This window comes from Roseospira goensis (assembly GCF_014197795.1).
GTDB classification, from domain to species: domain Bacteria; phylum Pseudomonadota; class Alphaproteobacteria; order Rhodospirillales; family Rhodospirillaceae; genus Rhodospira; species Rhodospira goensis.
The window spans coordinates 1-18314 of sequence record NZ_JACIGI010000048.1; the positions used below are offsets into that span (position 1 = coordinate 1).

Genomic DNA, 18314 nt, shown 5'->3' on the forward strand with positions numbered 1-18314 from the left:
CGAAACCGCAAGGATCACGGCCCCGAAAACCTCGCCATCCTGCGCAAACTGGCCCTCAACGTCCTCCGCCGCGCCCGGCCCGGCATCTCCATCCGCCGCAAACGCAAGCGCTGTGGTTGGACCAACGACTTCGCCAGAACCATCATCGGCCAAATGCGATAGCCCTGGGGTCGTCCCCGTTGACCCTGGTCGGGGATTGGTCTACGCCCCGGATGAACCCTTGTCCCTTCCGTTCTGTCCGGATCCCCAACGATGAAGCGCATCTTCTCCGGCGTTCAGCCGACCGGCAACCTGCATCTCGGCAACTATCTGGGCGCCATCCGCAACTGGGTGCGGCTCCAGCATGAGTACGAGAGCATCTTCTGTGTCGTCGACATGCACGCCATCACGGTCTGGCAGGACCCCGCCGAGTTGACGCGGACCACCCGCGAGGTCACCGCGGCCTTCCTCGCCGCCGGCATCGACCCCGAACGCTGCGTCATCTTCCACCAGTCGGCGGTGCCCGGGCATGCCCAACTCGCCTGGATCATGAACTGCGTCGTGCGCATGGGCTGGATGAACCGCATGACCCAGTTCAAGGAGAAGGCCGGCAAGCACCGCGAGAACGCGTCCGTGGGCCTGTTCGCCTATCCGGCGCTGATGGCCGCGGATATCCTGTTGTACAAGGCCACCCACGTGCCGGTGGGCGAGGATCAGAAGCAGCACCTGGAACTGACCCGCGACGCCGCCCAGAAGTTCAACACCGACTTCGGCCGCGCGGTGTTCCCGCTCACCGAGCCGCTGATCCTGGGCGCCGCCACCCGGGTCATGTCGCTGCGCGACGGCACCAAGAAGATGAGCAAGTCCGAGACCTCGGACTTCTCGCGCATCAACCTGACCGACGACGCCGACCTGATCGCCCAGAAGATCCGCAAGGCCAAGACCGACCCGGAACCCCTGCCGCGCGAGGTCGACGGCCTGGAGGGGCGGCCGGAGGCGGCCAACCTGGTCGGCATCTACGCCGCCCTGGCCGACACGCCGCGCGAGGCCGTTCTGGCCGAACTGGGCGGGCAGCCGTTCAGCGCCTTCAAGCAGGCCCTGACCGATCTGGCCGTCAGCACGCTGGGGCCGATGAACGCCGAGATGAACCGGCTGCTCGCCAATCCGGACGAGATCGACGCCATCCTGAAGCGCGGCGCCGAGCGCGCCCAGGCCATCGCCGGCCCGGTGCTCGACGAGGTTTACGACACCGTGGGGTTCCTGCGGGTGTGATATCCGGCCGGCCTTGATCCTGACTCGTCAGAATCAAGGCCATAGGTGGCTTTGCCGGGCCGGCCGGCCGAAAGATCAAGTCTTCCGTCAGCCGGCACAACAGACGCCGAGGCACGCCGGCCAGCTCCGGCCCTGAACCGGCCGTGGCCGCATCCGGCGTGCGATCCGCGATCCGGGGCGAGCGATCAGGCCGGGCCACCGCCTTCGCCGTAGACGTCCATCTGGCCGCGCACCTGACCGCCCTCTTCGATCACGATGGCGGCATATTGCACGTTGCCTTCGATGCGGCCGCCGTCGCGCACCACCAGGCGGCGCTTGACGATCAGGTTGCCCTCGAAGCGGCCGGAGATGTCGGCCTCCTCGATCGAGGCGGTGCCCTTGAACAGGCCGCTGGCGGTGACCTCGATGGCCTCGGCGTCGTTCAGGTCGGCTTCCACCGTGCCCTCCACGACCAGGCGGTCGCAGGCGCTGATCTGGCCGTTGAGCTGGATGCCGCGGCCGACGATGAGGTTCTTGGCGTCGCCGCCCTCGCCGCGCCCGGCGGGTAGCGGCGGGGTCAGGGTGGTGGCCGGCGCCTCGCCCTCCGCCGGCGCCGCCTTGGCGGTGTCGGCGCGGGCCTGCACCGGCGGCTCGGGACGGAACGCGCCGGTCTGCGGCTTGACCGGCATGCCGGGCTGGAACTTCGGGGAACTGACCTGCGACGGCTCGTGCGGCTGCGCCTGGAAGCCGCCCTTGCCGTCACCGGCCTCGGCCCGCTCCCCGTCGGTCGGGCCGCCGTGACCCCCGCCGGACGGGCGACCCTGCGGGCTGTTGCCGAAAAATGCCATGGGTGGAAGTCCCTCTCTGGAATGGGGGGAAGGGGCGGTGGCGGACCGTCCGCGTCATCCGTCGCCACCCGCAGAGTACGCGGAGCCGGGGCTGGCCCGCAACGCCTGGACGGTGTGCACCATGAACGCCGTGGCCAGCACCGGCGCCAGCAGGTTGACGACCGGAATCAGCATCAGGCCGGCGATCACCATGCCAGCCACAATGAGACGCAGGCGGTGACGCCGGCGCTCCTCGGTCAGGCGGCGGCGGTCGAGCCGGCGGGCCGCCACCAGCTCGTGGTACTCGCGGCCCAGCAGGTAGCCATTGAGCAGCAGGTACAACACGACATTGAGCGCAGGCAGGAAGATGTAGAGCGGCAGCGCCAGCAGATTGAGGCCGATGGTCACCGCGGCGAAGGACACGGCCCCGGCGATGCTCTCGCCGATCGGGACCTCGCGCGCCGGGGGCAGGGCCGGATAGTGGCGCGCCTCCACGGCGTCGGCGATGCGCTCCAGGAACAGGCCGACGAAGGCCGTGACCACCGCCGGGAAGAAGATCAGCGCGAGCACCAGCGCGAGGCCGCTGCCGGCCACGTCCAGCACGGTGTCCAGCCACGGTGGGTCGACCACGCTGATCGAGCCCAGCCCGACCCACAGGGCCGCGACCAGAACCACGTAGCTGGCCACGGTGAGGCCGAGGCTGAACAGCAGGGATTGGCGCACGCGCGGGTCGCCGAGTTGGTCCACGGATTTCAGCAGGGCACCGATCATGGGGGCTCCAGGCTCCTTGTGCGCGAGGGGAACAGGATTCGGGGGGCGCGGGGCGGGTGTCGGAAGGCGGTGCGGCCAATGATCTCCGGTCGGTGCGCGGTCCGAACGAGCCCGGGGCTGGCGCCGGGCGGGGGCCGGGGCGGCGCCGGGGCCCCTCTGGCAAGGCGTTGAAGTCGCATGGTTTGTCCGCCTCTTTTCAGCCTTTCGAAGGGGGCTGCCTCCGTCTCCCGCGCGAGAATCGATCCGCCTCCTTCGCATGCGCGGTAATTCATTATTGCGGGACGGGACGGCTTTCGGTTATGAAATTACCCAACGGTGAGGGTACGGATTGGTGATGGGCGGCCCTCTGCGCGATCCGGGCGCCGGTGACGGTCCCGGGGATGGTGCCGGCGGAACGCCGGGCGGGTGGCTCGGTGGGGCCGTGTGTTGGCCCGATCCTTGCGACTACTGGACTGGACTCACCATATCCAAGGGTCGCGCAGATCTCGGTCCGGCCCCGCGTGCCAGGCACCCAACACCAACGCAACCAACACGGTGTCCGCGGACCCCCGTGATCGAGGAACAGGAGGACGCGCACAGTGCTGTACCACATCCATGAATTCAATCATCATGCGATGACGCCGGTCCGGATGATGGCCCAGGCCGTCAACATGCTGGCGACCAACCCGCTGCTGCCGGCCAGCCACACCGGCCTGGGCCGCACCGTGGCGGCCAGCACTGACGTGTTCGAGCGCGTGACGCGCAAGTACCACAAGCCGGAGTTCGGTCTCTCGGACACCGTGGTGGACGGCCAGCTGGTCGAGGTGCGCGAACGCATCGTCGAACGCAAGCCGTTCTGCAACCTGATCCATTTCGAGCGCCAGCTTGAAGAGCCGCGCGACGACCCGGCGGTGCTGGTGGTGGCGGCCCTGTCGGGGCACTACGCCACGCTGATGCGCGGCACCGTGCAGGCGCTGCTGCCGGAACACGACGTCTACATCACCGACTGGACCAACGCGCGCGACGTGGCCCTGTGGCACGGCGAGTTCGACATGGAGAGCTACGTCTCCTACCTGATCGAGTTCATGGATGTGCTGGGACCCGACACCACCATGCTGGCGGTGTGCCAGCCGGGCGTGCCGGTGTTGTGCGCCAATGCGCTGATGGCCGAGGACGACAACCCGAACCGGCCCTATGCCATGGTGCTGATGGGCAGCCCGATCGACACCCGCGTCAGTCCCACGGCGGTCAACCTGTTCGCCGAGAGCAAGGACATGAGCTGGTTCAAGCGCCGCTTCATCCAGACCGTGCCCGCGCCGTACATGGGGGCGGGGCGCAAGGTCTATCCGGGCTTCCTGCAGCTCGGCGGCTTCATGGCCATGAACGTCGAGCGCCACATGGACGCCCACCGCGACTACTTCAATCACCTGATCGAGGGGGACGGCGATTCGGCCGCGGCGCATCGGGCGTTCTACGACGAGTACCTGTCGGTCATGGATATGCCGGCGGCCTTCTATCTCGAAACCATCGAGAAGGTGTTCAAGGAACACCATCTGCCCGAGGGCCGCATGATGCTGGGCGAGCGCCTGGTGCGGCCGGAGGCGATCGGCGACGTGGCCCTGTTCACCGTCGAGGGCGAGAAGGACGACATCACCGGCCTGGGCCAGACCGAGGCCGCCCACGGCCTTCTGACCGGCCTGCCCGACGCCCTGAAGGCGCACATGGTGTGCCCGGGTGTGGGCCATTACGGCATCTTCAACGGCCGCCGCTGGCGCGAGATGATCCTGCCGCGGGTGTCCCAGTTCATCCGCCGCGCCCGCGCCCGCAAGGGGTTCGGCCCGTCGGTGGAGGCCGGTCCGACCGATTCGGAGATCGCCGCCACCGCCGTGGCCCGGCGCGGCCCGAGCCGGCCGGAGGGGCCCCGCAGCGTGCCGTCGGAGGATGTGGCTGCCGAGAGCGCGGCCGGGGCGGCCGAGGCGGAAACCACCGTGACGCGGTCGCGCGCCACGGCGCGCGTCAAGACCGCCGGGCGGAGCGGCGCGGCGGAGAGCGGCGGCGGCCTTAACGGCACCGCGCGTGCGGGACGCCCGGCGGCGCGGCGCCCGGTGACGGAGGTCGCTCCCGGCTGACGCGCGACGCCCCGCCGCGCGGCCGACGACTCGGCCGACGACGTGGCCGACGACGTGGCCGATGCGGGGAAGGCGGAGCACGCGGGACAGACGAAGACCCCGCCGGTGGCTTGAGATGCCCCGGCGGGGTTGTCTATGCTGGGGTCCCACCTGCGCGAATGCCCCTTATCGCGGTCGGAGCGTCGCCGGCTGTCCGGTCGGCCGGCGGCCCGGGGGTTCGCGCGCATCCGAGATCATCCCGGACAAGGAGCGCCCATGACCGCCCCGCGCTACGATGTTGTCGCCGTCGGCAACGCCATTGTCGACGTTCTTTCCCATGCCGATGAGGCCTTCCTGGACCGTCACGGCATGCACAAGGGCGCCATGATGCTGATCGACAAGGACCGGGCCGGCGCGCTTTACGACGCCATGGGACCGGGCATCGAGATGTCCGGCGGCTCGGCCGCCAACACGGTCGCCGGCCTGGCCTCTTTGGGGGCCCGCGCCGCCTTCGTCGGCAAGGTCGCCGACGATCAGCTCGGCCGCATCTTCCGCCACGACATCACCGCCATCGGCGCCCAGTACGACACCGCACCGCTGAACGGCGAGGCCGGCGACGAGACCACCGACAAGACCACGGCGCGCTGTCTCATCATGGTCACGCCCGACGGTCAGCGCACCATGAACACCTACCTGGGCGCCTGCACCGCGCTGGGACCGGACGACATCGACGAGGCGCTGTTCGCCAGCGGGCTCATCACCTACGTCGAGGGCTATCTGTGGGACGAGCCGCGCGCCAAGGAGGCCATCGTCAAGGCCGCCCGCGCCGCCCGCGACGCCGGGCGCAAGGTCGCGCTGACCCTGTCCGACAGCTTCTGCGTCGACCGCCACCGCGCCGAGTTCATCGAACTGACCAGCGGCTTCGTCGACGTCCTGTTCGCCAACGAGCAGGAGATCAAGGCCCTCTACGAGACCGACGACCTCGACGCCGCCATCGCCCGCCTCAAGGGCCACGCCGAGATCGCCGCCGTGACCCGCAGCGAGAAGGGCTCGCTGGTGATCGTGGGCGACGAGGTGCTGACCGTGCCGGCCGAGCCGGTCGCTCAGGTCGTCGACACCACCGGTGCCGGCGACCTTTACGCCGCCGGCTTCCTGCGCGGCCTGACCAGCGGCCGCAGCCTGACCGACTGCGCGCGCATGGGCAGTGTGTGCGCGGCGGAGATCATCAGCCACTTCGGCCCTCGTCCGGAAGTGGCCTCGCTGGCCGATCTGGTCAGCACCCGCATGGGCCGGGCCGCCTGACGCCGGCCGCGACGCCCCGCTCACGGTCCCTCACCGGTCCTTCAGGGGGCCTGCATCCCTCCACCCACGCGAACGCCGCCCGACCGGTCCGGTCGGGCGGCGTCGCCTGCGCCGCGGGCGGCGGGGACGGGGCGCCGGCTGGCCCCGCCTACTGGGCGGCGGCGGCCTGCGGCGGCGGCGCCGGAAGCCCGCCCTGGATGTCGCCGAAGTAGCGGAAGAACTCGCTGTCCGGCGACAGCACCATCGAGGTGCCACCATCCGACAATGACTTCCGGTAGGCTTCCATCGACCGGTAGAAGGCGAAGAACTCCGGATCGCGGCCGAAGGACTCGGCGTAGATGCGGATCGCCTCGGCATCCCCCTGACCGCGAATGGCCTGGGCGCGGTTCTCCGCCTCGGCGATGATGACCGTTTTCTCGCGGTCCGCGCGGGCCCGGATCTGCTGCGCCAGCTCGCGGCCCTGGGCGCGCGCCTCACGCGCCTCGCGCTCGCGCTCCGACCGGATGCGGGCGTAGATGGCCTGGCTGGTCTGCGGCGGCAGGTCGGCGCGGCGGATGCGCACGTCGGTGATCGAGATGCCCAGGCCGGCGGCCTCGCGGTCCACCTGATCGCGGATCCGGGTCATCAGGTCGGCCCGGGCCTCCGACAGCAGGCCCGTCAGGTTGACGTTGCCGAGCACGCGGCGCAGCGCCGAGATGATGATGTCCGACAGCCGCGACCGCGCCGCCGGCTCACTCGTGACCGCCTGGTAGAACAGGATCGGGTCGCTGATCCGCCAGCGTGTGTAGGTGTCGACCACCACGCGCTTCTGGTCGGCCAGGATGACCTCCTCGCCGGGCGGGTTCAGGCCCATCACCCGCTTTTCGTAGACCACGGCGTTCTGGATGAAGGGCAGCTTGACGTTCAGCCCCGGCTCCTGGATCACGCGCTTGGGGTCTCCGAACTGCATCACGATGACCTGTTCGGTCTCGCGCACGATGAACAGGGCGTTGTAGGCCACGACGGCGCCGACCGCGACGGCGATGGCCACACCAATCAGGACGATGCGTTTCATCGGGCCGGCCCTCCGCTGGTCGTCGCGGCGTCGTCCTCCGGAACCATGAAGCTCGACGCCGCGGCGCCGCTGCGGCTGCCGCCGCCGGTGGCCGACGTGCCGTCGCGCTGCTGCTGCTCGCGCATGCGGTTCTGCAACTCGGGCAGGGGCAGATAGGGCACCACGCCGCTGCCGCCCTCGGTTCCGATGATCACCTTGTTCACGTTGGCCAGCACCTCTTCCATGGTCTCCAGGTAGATGCGCTGCGTGGTGACGTCCTTGGCCTGACTGTAGGCCTGATAGACCGAATCGAAGCGCGATGCGTCACCCTGGGCGCGGTTGACGATCTCCTCGCGGTAGGCCTCGGACTCCTGCAACAGGCGCTCCGCCTCGCCGCGAGCCTGCGGGATGATCGAGTTGCGATAGGCTTCGGCCTCGTTGCTGAGACGTTCGCGGTCGGCGCGGGCGCGCTGCACGTCGTTGAAGGCGTCGACCACCTCGGACGGCGGGTCGACCTTCAGGAGCTGCACGCGGCGCACGGCGATACCGGCCTCGTACTCGTCCAGCAGCCGTTGCAGTTCCACACGCGTGCGGTCCTCGACCTCCTGGCGGCCCTCGGTCAGCGCCACCTGAATCGGGGTCTGGCCGATCACCTCGCGCATGGCGCTCTCGGCGCCGAGCTGCACGGCCTCGGCGGGGTCGCGCAGGTTGAACAGGTAGTCGGCGGCGTCCTTGATGACCCAGACCAGCGCGAAGTCGATGTCGATGATGTTTTCATCGCCGGTCAGCATCAGGCTTTCCTCGGTGACGTCGCGTCGCGCCTCCAGGTTGTCGCCGATCTGCCGGAAGCCGATCACGACGCGGTTCTCGCGCGTCACCTTCGGCGTCATCACGGTCTCGATGGGGTAGGGCAGATGGTAATGCAGCCCCGGCCCGGTCTTGTAGACGTACTCGCCGAAGCGCAACACGACGCCCTGTTCGTCCACCTGCACCCGGTAGAACCCGGTCAGGCCCCACAGCACCAGCAGGGCCACCACCAGAAGGCCGATGGCCTTCGGGCCCAGGTTGTTGGGCAACATGGTGCGCAGGCGTTCCTGGCCGCGCCGCAGCATCTCTTCAAGATCCGGGGGCGGGGTGCGGGGGCCGCCGCCGGCCCCGCCGCCGCCGCGCCCCCAGGGGCCGTTGCCCCCGTTGCCGCCGCCGCCCCAGGGGCCGCCGCCTCCTCCGCCTTGCGGATTCCATGCCATTGACGATGATCCTTCCGCTTCTATGTGCCAGGACAGGCCGGCCCCGCGGCACGTCCACGCGCCTCGCCCTGCCCGTCCGCGTCCCTGCCCGGCCGCCTGGATGCGGCGATCGTCCGCAGGAGTCGGGCGCGCGCCTTGGTGCCGCCACCGGCCGGCACGCGGACCGGAGGTATAGGACACCCGGCGCACGGCAGCAACGGCACCCGGTGGGGACGCGTTACCCTGCCCGAGGGGCGCGACGCCCCCGGGATATCGGACAGAGACAAGGAGTTTTCAAGCATGGCGACCGTGACCCGGGACGACATCATCGCCACCCTCCGCGACCTCGCGGATCCCAAGACCGGCCGCGACCCCGTGTCGCTGGGGTGGGTCCAGGGGGTCGCGGTCCAGGACGGCCACGCCACCGTTGCGCTGGAGGTACCGCCGGACCTCGGACCGGAGCTGGAGCCGCTGCGCCGCGAGGCCGAGGCCCGGGTGCACGCCCTCGACGGGGTGGCGACCGCGACCGTGGTGCTGACCGCCGCGCGCCAGGAGGCCGGGCAGGGCCGGCCGCGGGGCGACTCGGGCGGCCGGCGCGGCGGTCCCGGGGGTCCCGGCGGCGGGCGCGCCCAGACCATCGCCCCGCCCGGCGTCCGGCATATCGTCGCCGTGGCCTCGGGCAAGGGCGGCGTCGGCAAGTCCACCACGGCGGCCAACCTCGCGCTGGCGCTGGCGGCGCGCGGCCAGCGGGTGGGCGTCTTCGACGCCGACATCTACGGCCCGTCGATGCCGCGCATGCTGGGCCTGACGGGGCAGCGCCCGGGCGTGGTCAACGACCGGATCCAGCCGCTGCAGACGCTGGGCCTGAAGGTCATGTCGATCGGCTTCCTGATGAACGAGGAGGACCCGGTGGTCTGGCGCGGCCCCATGGTCATGGGCGCCCTGGAGCAGATGCTGCGCGACGTGGACTGGGGCGAGTTGGACGTGATGGTCGTCGACATGCCGCCCGGCACCGGCGACACGCAGCTCACCATGAGCCAGCGGGTGCCCCTGGCCGGCGCGGTGATCGTCTCGACGCCCCAGGACATCGCCCTGCTGGACGCCCGCAAGGGCCTGAACATGTTCCGCCGCGTGGACGTGCCGGTGCTCGGCATCGTCGAGAACATGAGCTACTACGTCTGCCCCAACTGCGGTCACCGCGAGGAGGTGTTCGCCCACGGCGGCGCCAAGGCGACGGCGGCGCAGATGGGCTGCCGCTTCCTGGGCGACATTCCGCTCGACATCCAAATCCGGGTCAACGCCGACGCCGGTACGCCGATCGTGGTCAGCGATCCCGAGGGACCGCACGCCCGGGCCTATCTAGGCATCGCCGACGCCATCCTGGAGCAGATCGGCGCCGAGGCGGCGCCGGCCCGCGCGGCGCCCACCATCCGCTTCACCTGACGGCGTCGCGCGCGCCGCGCGCGATCCGCTCTATGCCGCGGGGCACCGGCTGCGGTAAAGTCCCGGGCCCAAGAGCAACCGGCCGCGATCCCGATCCGTCGGGGTCGCGGGCGTGCGCCGCCCGGCGGCGCCGATGCTGGCCCCTATGCCGGCCCCCAGACACCAGGACGAGACACGGGCATGGACGCGCTGGACCCCACGACCGATCCCGACACCCCGGCGGACACGCCGGTCGAGGCCCTGATGGCAGATATGGGCCGGCGCGCCCGTGCCGCCGCCCGGGTGCTGGCGACGGCGCCGTCCGCGGCCAAGGACACCGTGCTGACCGCGGCCGCCGATGCCCTGCGCGCCGAGGTCGACACCATCAAGGCCGCCAATGCCGAGGACATGGCCGCCGCCGAGGCCAAGGGCCTGTCCAGGGCCCTGCTCGATCGGCTCATGCTGACCGACGAGCGCATCGAGGCCATGGCGCGCGGCCTGGAGGCGGTGGCGCGCCTGCCCGATCCCGTCGGCACAGAACTGGCGGCGTGGGAGCGGCCCAACGGCCTGCGCATCGCCCGCGTGCGGGTGCCGCTGGGGGTGATCGGTGTGATCTACGAAAGCCGGCCCAACGTCACCGCCGACGCGGCCGCCTTGTGCCTGAAGGCCGGCAACGCGGTCATCCTGCGCGGTGGCTCGGAGAGCCTGCACTCCTCGCGCGCCATCCTGAACGCCATCCACGACGGCCTGGACACCGCCGGCCTGCCCACCGACGCCTGCCAGATGGTGCCGACGACCGACCGCGCCGCCGTCGGCGCCATGCTGCGGCTGTCGGACTCCATCGACGTCATCGTGCCGCGCGGCGGTAAGTCGCTGATCGAGCGGGTGAGCGCCGAGAGCCGGGTGCCGCTGTTCAAGCACCTGGAGGGCCTCTGCCATACCTACATCCACACCGCCGCCGACCCCGAAAAGGCCCGCGCCGTGGCGCTCAATGCCAAGATGCGGCGGACCGGCATCTGCGGCGCCACCGAGACCATCCTGGTCGACCGCGCGGTGGCGCCCGCGATCGTGCCGGCCCTGGTCGCGGATCTGATCGCGGCCGGTTGCGCGGTGCGCGGCTGCGGCGAGACCCAGGCGCTGGACGATCGCGTCGCCGCGGCCACAGAGGCGGACTGGGACACCGAGTACCTGGACGCCATCGTGTCCATGAAAGTGGTCGGCGGCCTGGACGAGGCCCTGGCGCACATCGCCGCCCACGGCTCCCAGCACACCGACGCCATCGTCACCGAGGACGCGGTTGCCGCCGAGCGGTTCCTGGCCGAGGTCGACAGCGCCATCGTGATGGTCAACGCCTCGACCCAGTTCGCCGACGGCGGCGAGTTCGGCATGGGGGCCGAGATCGGCATCGCCACCGGCAAGCTGCACGCCCGCGGCCCGGTCGGCGTGGAGCAGCTCACCAGCTTCAAGTACCAGGTGCGGGGCACGGGCCAGACGCGGCCCTAGCGCGGATCGCGATCAATTGGACCCACGACGGGGTTCGGAGTGATCGCGTGACTCCGCGCGCACTGTGAGTCGCAGCCGATTATGGCGGCACACCGAAATCGCGCCGCGAGTCCGGTTTGTCGCAATCGGCTTTAGGCGGGCGCCGGCCTGGGGGGTGTCGCCGGCGGTGTGGCCCTGGTCGGCGTTTCGCCATGGGCAGCGCCGCTTCGGTCCGCTACCATCCGGACGCAGACGCGGTCCGGTCAGGAGACAGCCATGGTGGTGGCCAGCGCCTACACCGACGACAAGCCCGTCAATCCCATCGAGGACGGCGACATGGACTCCCTGTTCATGCTGCCGCTGTCGATCATCCCGTTGCAGACGCCGGCGCTGCGTCAGGCGCGCATCATCAAGAATGCGCAGTTGCGCAGCGTCATCGAACTGTTCTCCGACATTTCCACCGGCAGCGGCCAGGTGGAGATCAGCGACCTGCCCAAGCTGCTGGCCTGGCCGACGGATGAGGTCCACCCCGACCACATCATCGTCCGCAAGCTGTCCACCCTGCACAGCTACGACGTGTTCTCCCTGCGCATCATGCTGCGTCGCAACGGCGTGTCCCTGACCGACCAGGCGGCCCTCCAGCTCTCGGCCGAGAAGAACCAGGAACTGACGGCCTATATGACGCAGTTCACGCGGCCGCTGATCCAGGAAATCTACGGGGGTGAGAACGTCCAGGTCGATAAGTTCGAGGATGTCGTCAAGCTGTTCCGGGACCCGGACGTGAAGCGGGCCAAGCAGCGCTTGCAGAAGATGGCCGACGCCCTCGGTATTGAGATCATGGAAGTGCCGCAGTTTCTGGAGGACTACGGCGATATTTTCCTGTCTCTGTCGTACTATAAGCAATGCCTGGACCGGCTCGCGCCGCTGCTCGACGTGTTCATCGCCTCCATGTACGACATCCGCAAGAACTACCAGTTGCGCCAGGACCAGAACCTGTTGCGCTCCTGCGAGATGATCGAGACCACCATCAACGAACTGACCGCCGCCATCACCGGCCGCTTCGAGAACTTCGAACGCTCGACCAAGAGCATGTGGGACGACATCTCCGCCGAACGCTTCCAGAAGGTGAAGGACCTGATCCAGGCCTACCACGTCACCATCGGCGGTGTGCTGTGCGGCCTGACGGTGAAGATGAACGCCTGGGTGCGGCTGTTCCCGAAGCCCACGTCGGGCGGGCCGGTGAAGCGCTCGGAGTTCATCATGTCCGACATCCGCCAGGGCCTCGATAACATCACCAAGATCGAGGACTCGGCGCCCATGATGGCGGTGCTGGGGTAGCGCGCTCCACCCCGGCCGGCCTGGCCAGGGGACGTGTGGCGACCCCGGTCGCACCGGCCGCCGCCACTTCATACCGCTAAGTCATACCGTCACGGCAAATTCAACGTCCGGTCACGGCGGTGCAACGGAGCCGCCGTAGGGTGGTGCGTCCGGGATTCGGACGCGCCGGCGCCTGCGTCGTGGCGTGTCTCGGGTCCCGATGCGCCCGACATCCCTTTGTGGAGGACCCACCGTGACTTCCAACCCTCGTCGTCGTCCGACCGGCGCCAGCCTCGCCGCAAACGCCACCGCCACCGCCACCGCGACCGCCCTGGCTCTGGCGTTCGCCACCGCCGCGCCCGCCCTGGCCGCCGACGCCCCCGCGCAGCCCTACGGTGTGCAGAGCGGCGACGTGACCCCCGACTCCGCCGTGATCTGGGGGCGCGCCGACCGTGAGGCCCGCATGATCGTCGACTGGGCCACCGGCGCCGATTTCGCCGATGCCACCCGCGTCGTCGGGCCGGCGGTTCTGGAGGACAGCGACCTGACCGGCAAGCTGATCCTGACCGGCCTGCCCGCCGGCACCGACATTCACTACCGCGTGATGTTCCAGGACCTGGCCGACCAGACCGTCGAGGGTGAGGCCGTCGCCGGCTCGTTCAAGACGGCCCCGGCCGACCTGTCGCCGGTGCGCTTCGTCTGGTCGGGAGACACCGCCGGCCAGGGCTGGGGCATCAATCCGGCCTGGGGCGGCATGAAGATCTACGAGACCATGCGCCAGGCCGACCCCGACTTCTTCCTTCATTCGGGCGACTACATCTATGCCGACGGCCCGCTCAAGGCCGAGGTGCCGCTGGCCGACGGCAGCACCTGGGAAAACCTGGTCATCCCCGAGAAGGAGAAGGTGGCCGAGACCCTGGACGAGTTCCGCGGCAACTACCGCTACACCCTGATGGACGAGAACGTCCGCGCCTTCCATGCCGAGGTCCCGGTGTTCGCCCAGTGGGACGACCACGAGACCACCAACAACTGGTACCCACAGGAGGTGCTGACCGCCGATGACCGTTATGCGGTCAAGAGCGCCGCCCTGCTGTCGGCCCGCGCCAAGCAGGCCTTCGCCGAGTACACGCCGAGCCGAATCGACCCGACCGACGAGCGCATCTACCGCAAGGTCTCGTTCGGTCCGCACCTGGACGTGTTTTTCATCGACATGCGCACCTATCGCGGCCCCAACACGGCCAACCTACAGGAGACCATGTCCGAGGCGACCGTCTTCCTGGGCGCCGAGCAGGTGGCCTGGCTGAAGCGCGCGCTGCCGGCCTCCGCCGCCACCTGGAAGGTGATCGCCGCCGACATGCCGATCGGCCTGGTGGTGCGCGACGGCGACCACTTCGAGAACCTGGCCAACGCCGACGACGGCGCGCCCAAGGGCCGCGAGCTGGAGATGGCCGACCTGCTGCGCTTCATCAAGGCGGCGGACGTCGAGAATGTGGTATGGCTGACAGCAGACGTGCACTACACGGCGGCGCACTACTACGATCCGGAGAAGGCCGCGTTCCAGGACTTCGACGGCTTCTGGGAGTTCGTCTCCGGGCCGCTCAATGCCGGTACCTTCGGTCCGAACGACAAGGACGCCACCTTCGGCATCACCGTCGACTTCGAGAAGGCGCCGGAGGGCGGCAAGGCCAACCTGCCGCCGAGCGACGGGCTGCAGTTCTTCGGCCAGGTGGATATCGCCGCGGACGGGACCATGACCGTGCAGCTCAAGGACCTGACCGGCGCGACCCTGCACACCGTGGAGCTGACCCCGGCGCCGGTGCGCTGATCGCGGAGCCGGCATGCTTCATCATCTCTCCGCCGGTCGTCTGACCGGTCTCCTCCTGGTGGCGGTCACCCTCGCAGGGGCCGCCGGTCCCCCGGTCCGAGCGGCGGACACCGGCGTACCCGCGGACCCGGCGGCGGTCGAGGCCGAGGCCCGGCGCCTCATCAAGCAGCGCTGCGTTCTGTGTCATCCGGCGCTGCCGGACGGCGGCTGGGTGCAGATGACCCAGGTTCGGCGCGATCGCGCCGGCTGGGAATCGGAACTGCACCGCATGGAGGAGGACTATCACTCGGTGCTGACCCCGGAGGAGACGGCGATCCTGGTGGACTACTTCGCCACCCGCTGGGGCCCCGAGCCGGAGTAGCCGCGGCTCTCGCCGGCGGGCGGGGCGGAGAGCGGATCCCGCGCCGGCGCGGCCGGCGCCGGGGCGGATCCGGCCGGGCCGAACATTAAATCGGTGTCATCGCCTGCGACGCGACGTTGATTTCGCGCGGCATTCCGCCATATTTCCGGTCATCCGGTCCCCTCTTCAGCCCCATCTCCAGCCCCCTCTCCAGCCGAGGTGAAACCATGGCTCTCAACACCGATCGTCGTTACATGAGCCGCAGCCAGGCGGAGGCCGCGCAGATCGACGTCGGCCTGCGCTCGTACATGCTGCGGGTCTATAATCTGATGGCCTCCGGCCTGGTCCTGTCGGGCATTGTGGCCTGGGTCATCGTCAACGTGCCGGCCGTCACCGGCCTGTTCTACGCCACCCAGGGCGGACAGGTGGTGGGCATGTCGCTGCTCGGGACCATCGGCATGTGGTCGCCGCTGATCGTCCTGTTCGCGGCGATGTTCATGATCCGCTCGGCCAGCGCCGCGGTCGTGCAGGGCATGTACTGGCTGTTCGTGGCCCTTCAGGGCATCGGCCTGTCGCTGCTGCTTCAGATCTACACCGGCGAGAGCATCGTGCGGGTGTTCTTCATCACCGCCGCGACCTTCGCCGCGCTGAGCCTGTACGGCTACACGACCAAGCGCAATCTGGGGGCGATGGCGAGCTTCCTGATCATGGGCCTGTTCGGCATCCTGATCGCGGCCATCGTCAACATTTTCCTGGCCAGTTCGCTGCTGCAGTTCGTCATCAGCGGCGTCGGCGTGCTGGTGTTCGCCGGGCTGACCGCCTACGACACCCAGCGCATCAAGGAAGAGTACGACGTGACCATGGACGGCGAGACCATGTCGAAGACCGCGACGTGGGGGGCGCTGTCGCTCTACATCAACTTCATCAACCTGCTCCAGTTCCTGCTGTTCTTCCTGGGGCAGCGCGAATAGACGGCCGTCGGGCACGGCCGCCGGCCCTCCGCCACGGGCGGAGGGGACCGGTTGCGACCTTTGGGGGCGCCGATCCGCGAGGGCCGGCGCCCCTGTCCTGTCCGGGGCCGTGCTTGTGATAGCCTACCCGTCCCTCCCCACCGACCTCTCCACCGACCTCTCCACCGACAAGGGTCGCCGCCATGGACGGGTTCCACTGCCTTCGGGGGAAGCTGACCGCGTTGGCCTGGATCGTGGCCGGGGGCGCGCTGGCCGGGCTGGTCTACGTCGCGTTGCTGGCCAACGTCGGCAAGTTCCCGTTCACCCTTCAGGCGGCGCGCAACGGTCTCATCAACGGCGCCACCATCACCGGCATCCTGGGCACGTTCGAGATCTTCGTCTGGCACGCCCAGGCCGGCGCGCCCCTGCGCCGACTGCCGTTCCCGGTGCGGGTGGCGTCGAAGACCCTGGTCTACGGTCTGGTGATCGCCGCCACCCTGACCACCTACAACACCTGGCTGCTGGCGCACACGGTCGAGGTCCGGGACCCGTGGCTGTACATCCGGGAGAATCTGGCCCGCGACACGCTGTTCTCGATGGCGGTCGTGCTGCTGTTTCAGTTCGTCATGCAGATGCGCCGGCTGATCGGCGGGCGGGTGCTGACCAACATCGTGCTCGGCCGCTATACCCGGCCGCGCGAGGAGACCCGGCTGTTCCTGTTCGTCGACATCGCCGATTCGACCGCCATCGCGCACCGGCTCGGTGACCTGGAGACGCACGCCCTCATCAGCCGGGTGTTCTTCGATCTGGACGCGGTGATCGCCCGCTACGGTGGCGAGGTGCACCGCTACGTCGGCGATCAGGTGGTGGTGACCTGGCCGCTGGAGGCCGGGATGGCGAACGGCCGCTGCCTGCGCTGTGCCCTGGAGATGCGGCGCCTGCTGGAGCGGCGGGCGCTGTGGTACCGGCGCCGCTTCGGCCTGGCGCCGGCGGTGCGGGCCGGGCTCAACGGGGGGCCGGTGGTGGCCGGCGAATGCGGCGACGCCCGCATCGAGATCGTCTACTTCGGCGATACGGTGAACACCGCCGCCCGGCTGGAGCAGACCGCCAAGGCGCTGGACCGCTGGCTGCTGCTGCCGACCACGCTGGCCGACCGGCTGCCGGGGGTCCCGGGCTGGCGCCGCGAGGATCTGGGGCCGGTCATGCTGAAGGGCCGCGACACCCCGGTGACGCTGTGCGCGTTCGAACCGGAGGCCGAGGCGGCGCCGGCGCCCGCGCCCGGCCGGGCCGCCGCGGCCGCCTGACAGCCTGGGCCGCCCGCGCGGCCCACGCCTTGGTCACAGGTCAGGCCGCCCGGCGGGCCGCCACCCGGGCCTCGATGGCGTCCCAGATCGCGCTCTCCAGGCGCGGCCCGCCCAGGCGCGCCACCTCCTGCAGGCCGGTGGGCGAGGTCACGTTGATTTCGGTCAGCCAACCGCCGATGACGTCGATGCCGACGAACACCAGACCGCGCGCCCGCAGCTCCGGCCCGATGGCGGCGCAGATCTCGCGGTCGCGTGCGCTTAGCGTCGTGGCCGCCGGGCGTCCGCCGACGTGCATGTTGGACCGTGCCTCGCCCGCCGCCGGGATGCGGTTGATGGCGCCCATCGGCTCGCCGTCGACCAGGATGATGCGCTTGTCGCCCGCCTTGATCTCCGGCAGATAGCGCTGCACCATCAGCGGCTCGCGCGAGATCGATGCGAACATCTCCACCAGCGCCCCCAGGTTCTCGTCGTCCGGCTTGACGTGGAACACACCGGCGCCGCCGTTACCGAACAGCGGCTTGACGATGATGTCCCGGTGCTCGGCGCGGAAGTCCTTGATCTCGGCCAGGTCGGCGCTGATGAGAGTGGGCGGCATCAGCGCCGGCCAGCGGCAGACGAACAGCTTCTCCGGGGCGTTGCGGACCTCCGCCGGGTCGTTGACCACCAGGGTGTCGGGGTGAATCTGCTCCAGGATGTGGGTGGCCGTGATGTAGCTCATGTCGAACGGCGGATCCTGGCGCATCAGCACCACGTCGACCTCCGCCAGGTCCAGGACGGTCGCCTCGCCCAGGGTGAAGTGGTCGCCCACCTGGCGGCGCACCGTGAGCGGCCGCGCCCGCGCGCGCACCCGGCCCTCGCGGTAGCCCAGGTCGGCCGGCCCGTAGTGCCACAGCCGGTGGCCGCGCGCCTCGGCTTCCAGCGCCAGCACGAAGGTGCTGTCGGCGTTGATGTCGACGCGGTCGATGGGGTCCATCTGGATGGCGACGGACAGGGACATGGCAACGGTCTCCGGCGGGGCGGACTGGGCGCATGGCACGGACGGGACGGGTCCGGCGGGCGGAGGTTCTGTATCGCCATCCGGCGCGGCTGTCACCCCGCGCCATCTGTATGGGTTCAGGCTGCCTGAGACTCTGGAGAAGGCTCCTTGAGAGCGTTTTGAAGGTACGCGAGCGGGGTCAGGCCGTTCAAGGCGCGATGG

15 protein-coding genes and 1 pseudogene are annotated in these 18314 nt (G+C 69.8%); 11 read left to right on the forward strand and 5 right to left on the reverse strand.

The features are described 5' to 3' along the window. Both GGD88_RS17070 and trpS read left to right on the forward strand, forming a co-directional pair. Positions 1-162, forward strand: a pseudogene (locus GGD88_RS17070) (ISAs1 family transposase); the annotation flags it as partial. Between the two features lie 90 nt (positions 163-252). Next, complete coding sequence (gene trpS / locus GGD88_RS17075) at positions 253-1251, forward strand: tryptophan--tRNA ligase (RefSeq protein ID WP_184437724.1); 999 nt, start codon at positions 253-255, stop codon at positions 1249-1251. A gap of 185 nt (positions 1252-1436) precedes the next feature. Here the strand turns inward: trpS and GGD88_RS17080 are convergent, their stop codons facing one another. Beyond that, on the reverse strand, positions 1437-2078 hold the full coding sequence (locus GGD88_RS17080) for a bactofilin family protein (protein WP_184437726.1): 642 nt from the start codon (positions 2076-2078) through the stop codon (positions 1437-1439). A 54-nt stretch (positions 2079-2132) separates the two neighbouring features. Beyond that, positions 2133-2828 carry an EI24 domain-containing protein gene (locus GGD88_RS17085; RefSeq protein ID WP_184437728.1) on the reverse strand — a complete coding sequence of 232 codons (696 nt, stop codon included), beginning with the start codon at positions 2826-2828 and terminating at the stop codon, positions 2133-2135. A 578-nt stretch (positions 2829-3406) separates the two neighbouring features. Between GGD88_RS17085 and GGD88_RS17090 the strand changes: the two genes are divergently transcribed. Together GGD88_RS17090 and GGD88_RS17095 are read left to right on the forward strand one after the other, a co-directional pair. Then, positions 3407-4936, forward strand: a complete 1530-nt coding sequence (locus GGD88_RS17090; protein WP_184437730.1) for a polyhydroxyalkanoate depolymerase — start codon at positions 3407-3409, stop codon at positions 4934-4936. 255 nt (positions 4937-5191) lie between these two features. Next, positions 5192-6217 carry an adenosine kinase gene (locus GGD88_RS17095; protein ID WP_184437732.1) on the forward strand — a complete coding sequence of 342 codons (1026 nt, stop codon included), beginning with the start codon at positions 5192-5194 and terminating at the stop codon, positions 6215-6217. A 148-nt stretch (positions 6218-6365) separates the two neighbouring features. Here the strand turns inward: GGD88_RS17095 and hflC are convergent, their stop codons facing one another. Together hflC and hflK are read right to left on the reverse strand one after the other, a co-directional pair. Next, positions 6366-7271, reverse strand: coding sequence for a protease modulator HflC (hflC, locus tag GGD88_RS17100; RefSeq protein WP_184437734.1), 906 nt, complete (start codon positions 7269-7271; stop codon positions 6366-6368). Then, the gene (gene hflK, locus GGD88_RS17105) at positions 7268-8497 is read right to left on the reverse strand and encodes an FtsH protease activity modulator HflK (protein ID WP_184437736.1); all 1230 of its coding nucleotides are present in this window, start codon (positions 8495-8497) and stop codon (positions 7268-7270) included. The genes hflC and hflK overlap by 4 nt, the downstream gene beginning before the upstream one ends. Positions 8498-8776: 279 nt before the next feature. On the opposite strand from hflK, the gene GGD88_RS17110 reads away from it, so the two are divergent. The 7 genes from GGD88_RS17110 to GGD88_RS17140 all read left to right on the forward strand — a co-directional run bounded on the left by GGD88_RS17110 (position 8777) and on the right by GGD88_RS17140 (position 17116). Continuing rightward, positions 8777-9919: an Mrp/NBP35 family ATP-binding protein gene (locus GGD88_RS17110; RefSeq protein ID WP_184437738.1), complete on the forward strand. Its 1143-nt coding sequence runs from the start codon at positions 8777-8779 to the stop codon at positions 9917-9919. 180 nt (positions 9920-10099) lie between these two features. Further along, a complete protein-coding gene (locus GGD88_RS17115; protein WP_184437739.1) occupies positions 10100-11401 on the forward strand; it encodes a glutamate-5-semialdehyde dehydrogenase in 1302 nt (433 codons plus the stop codon). A 255-nt stretch (positions 11402-11656) separates the two neighbouring features. Continuing rightward, on the forward strand, positions 11657-12718 hold the full coding sequence (locus GGD88_RS17120) for a hypothetical protein (RefSeq protein WP_184437741.1): 1062 nt from the start codon (positions 11657-11659) through the stop codon (positions 12716-12718). A gap of 232 nt (positions 12719-12950) precedes the next feature. Further along, the gene (locus GGD88_RS17125) at positions 12951-14522 is read left to right on the forward strand and encodes an alkaline phosphatase D family protein (protein WP_343056411.1); all 1572 of its coding nucleotides are present in this window, start codon (positions 12951-12953) and stop codon (positions 14520-14522) included. A gap of 13 nt (positions 14523-14535) precedes the next feature. Then, positions 14536-14883 (forward strand): hypothetical protein, encoded by a 348-nt coding sequence (locus GGD88_RS17130; protein WP_184437745.1) that lies wholly within the window; start codon positions 14536-14538, stop codon positions 14881-14883. A gap of 206 nt (positions 14884-15089) precedes the next feature. Then, complete coding sequence (locus GGD88_RS17135; RefSeq protein ID WP_184437747.1) at positions 15090-15833, forward strand: Bax inhibitor-1/YccA family protein; 744 nt, start codon at positions 15090-15092, stop codon at positions 15831-15833. A gap of 182 nt (positions 15834-16015) precedes the next feature. Further along, a complete protein-coding gene (locus GGD88_RS17140) occupies positions 16016-17116 on the forward strand; it encodes an adenylate/guanylate cyclase domain-containing protein (RefSeq protein ID WP_184437749.1) in 1101 nt (366 codons plus the stop codon). A 40-nt stretch (positions 17117-17156) separates the two neighbouring features. Here GGD88_RS17140 and gshB read toward each other — a convergent pair whose 3' ends face one another. Continuing rightward, positions 17157-18113, reverse strand: a complete 957-nt coding sequence (gshB, locus tag GGD88_RS17145) for a glutathione synthase (RefSeq protein ID WP_184437751.1) — start codon at positions 18111-18113, stop codon at positions 17157-17159. Between the last annotated feature and the right edge of the window lie 201 nt (positions 18114-18314).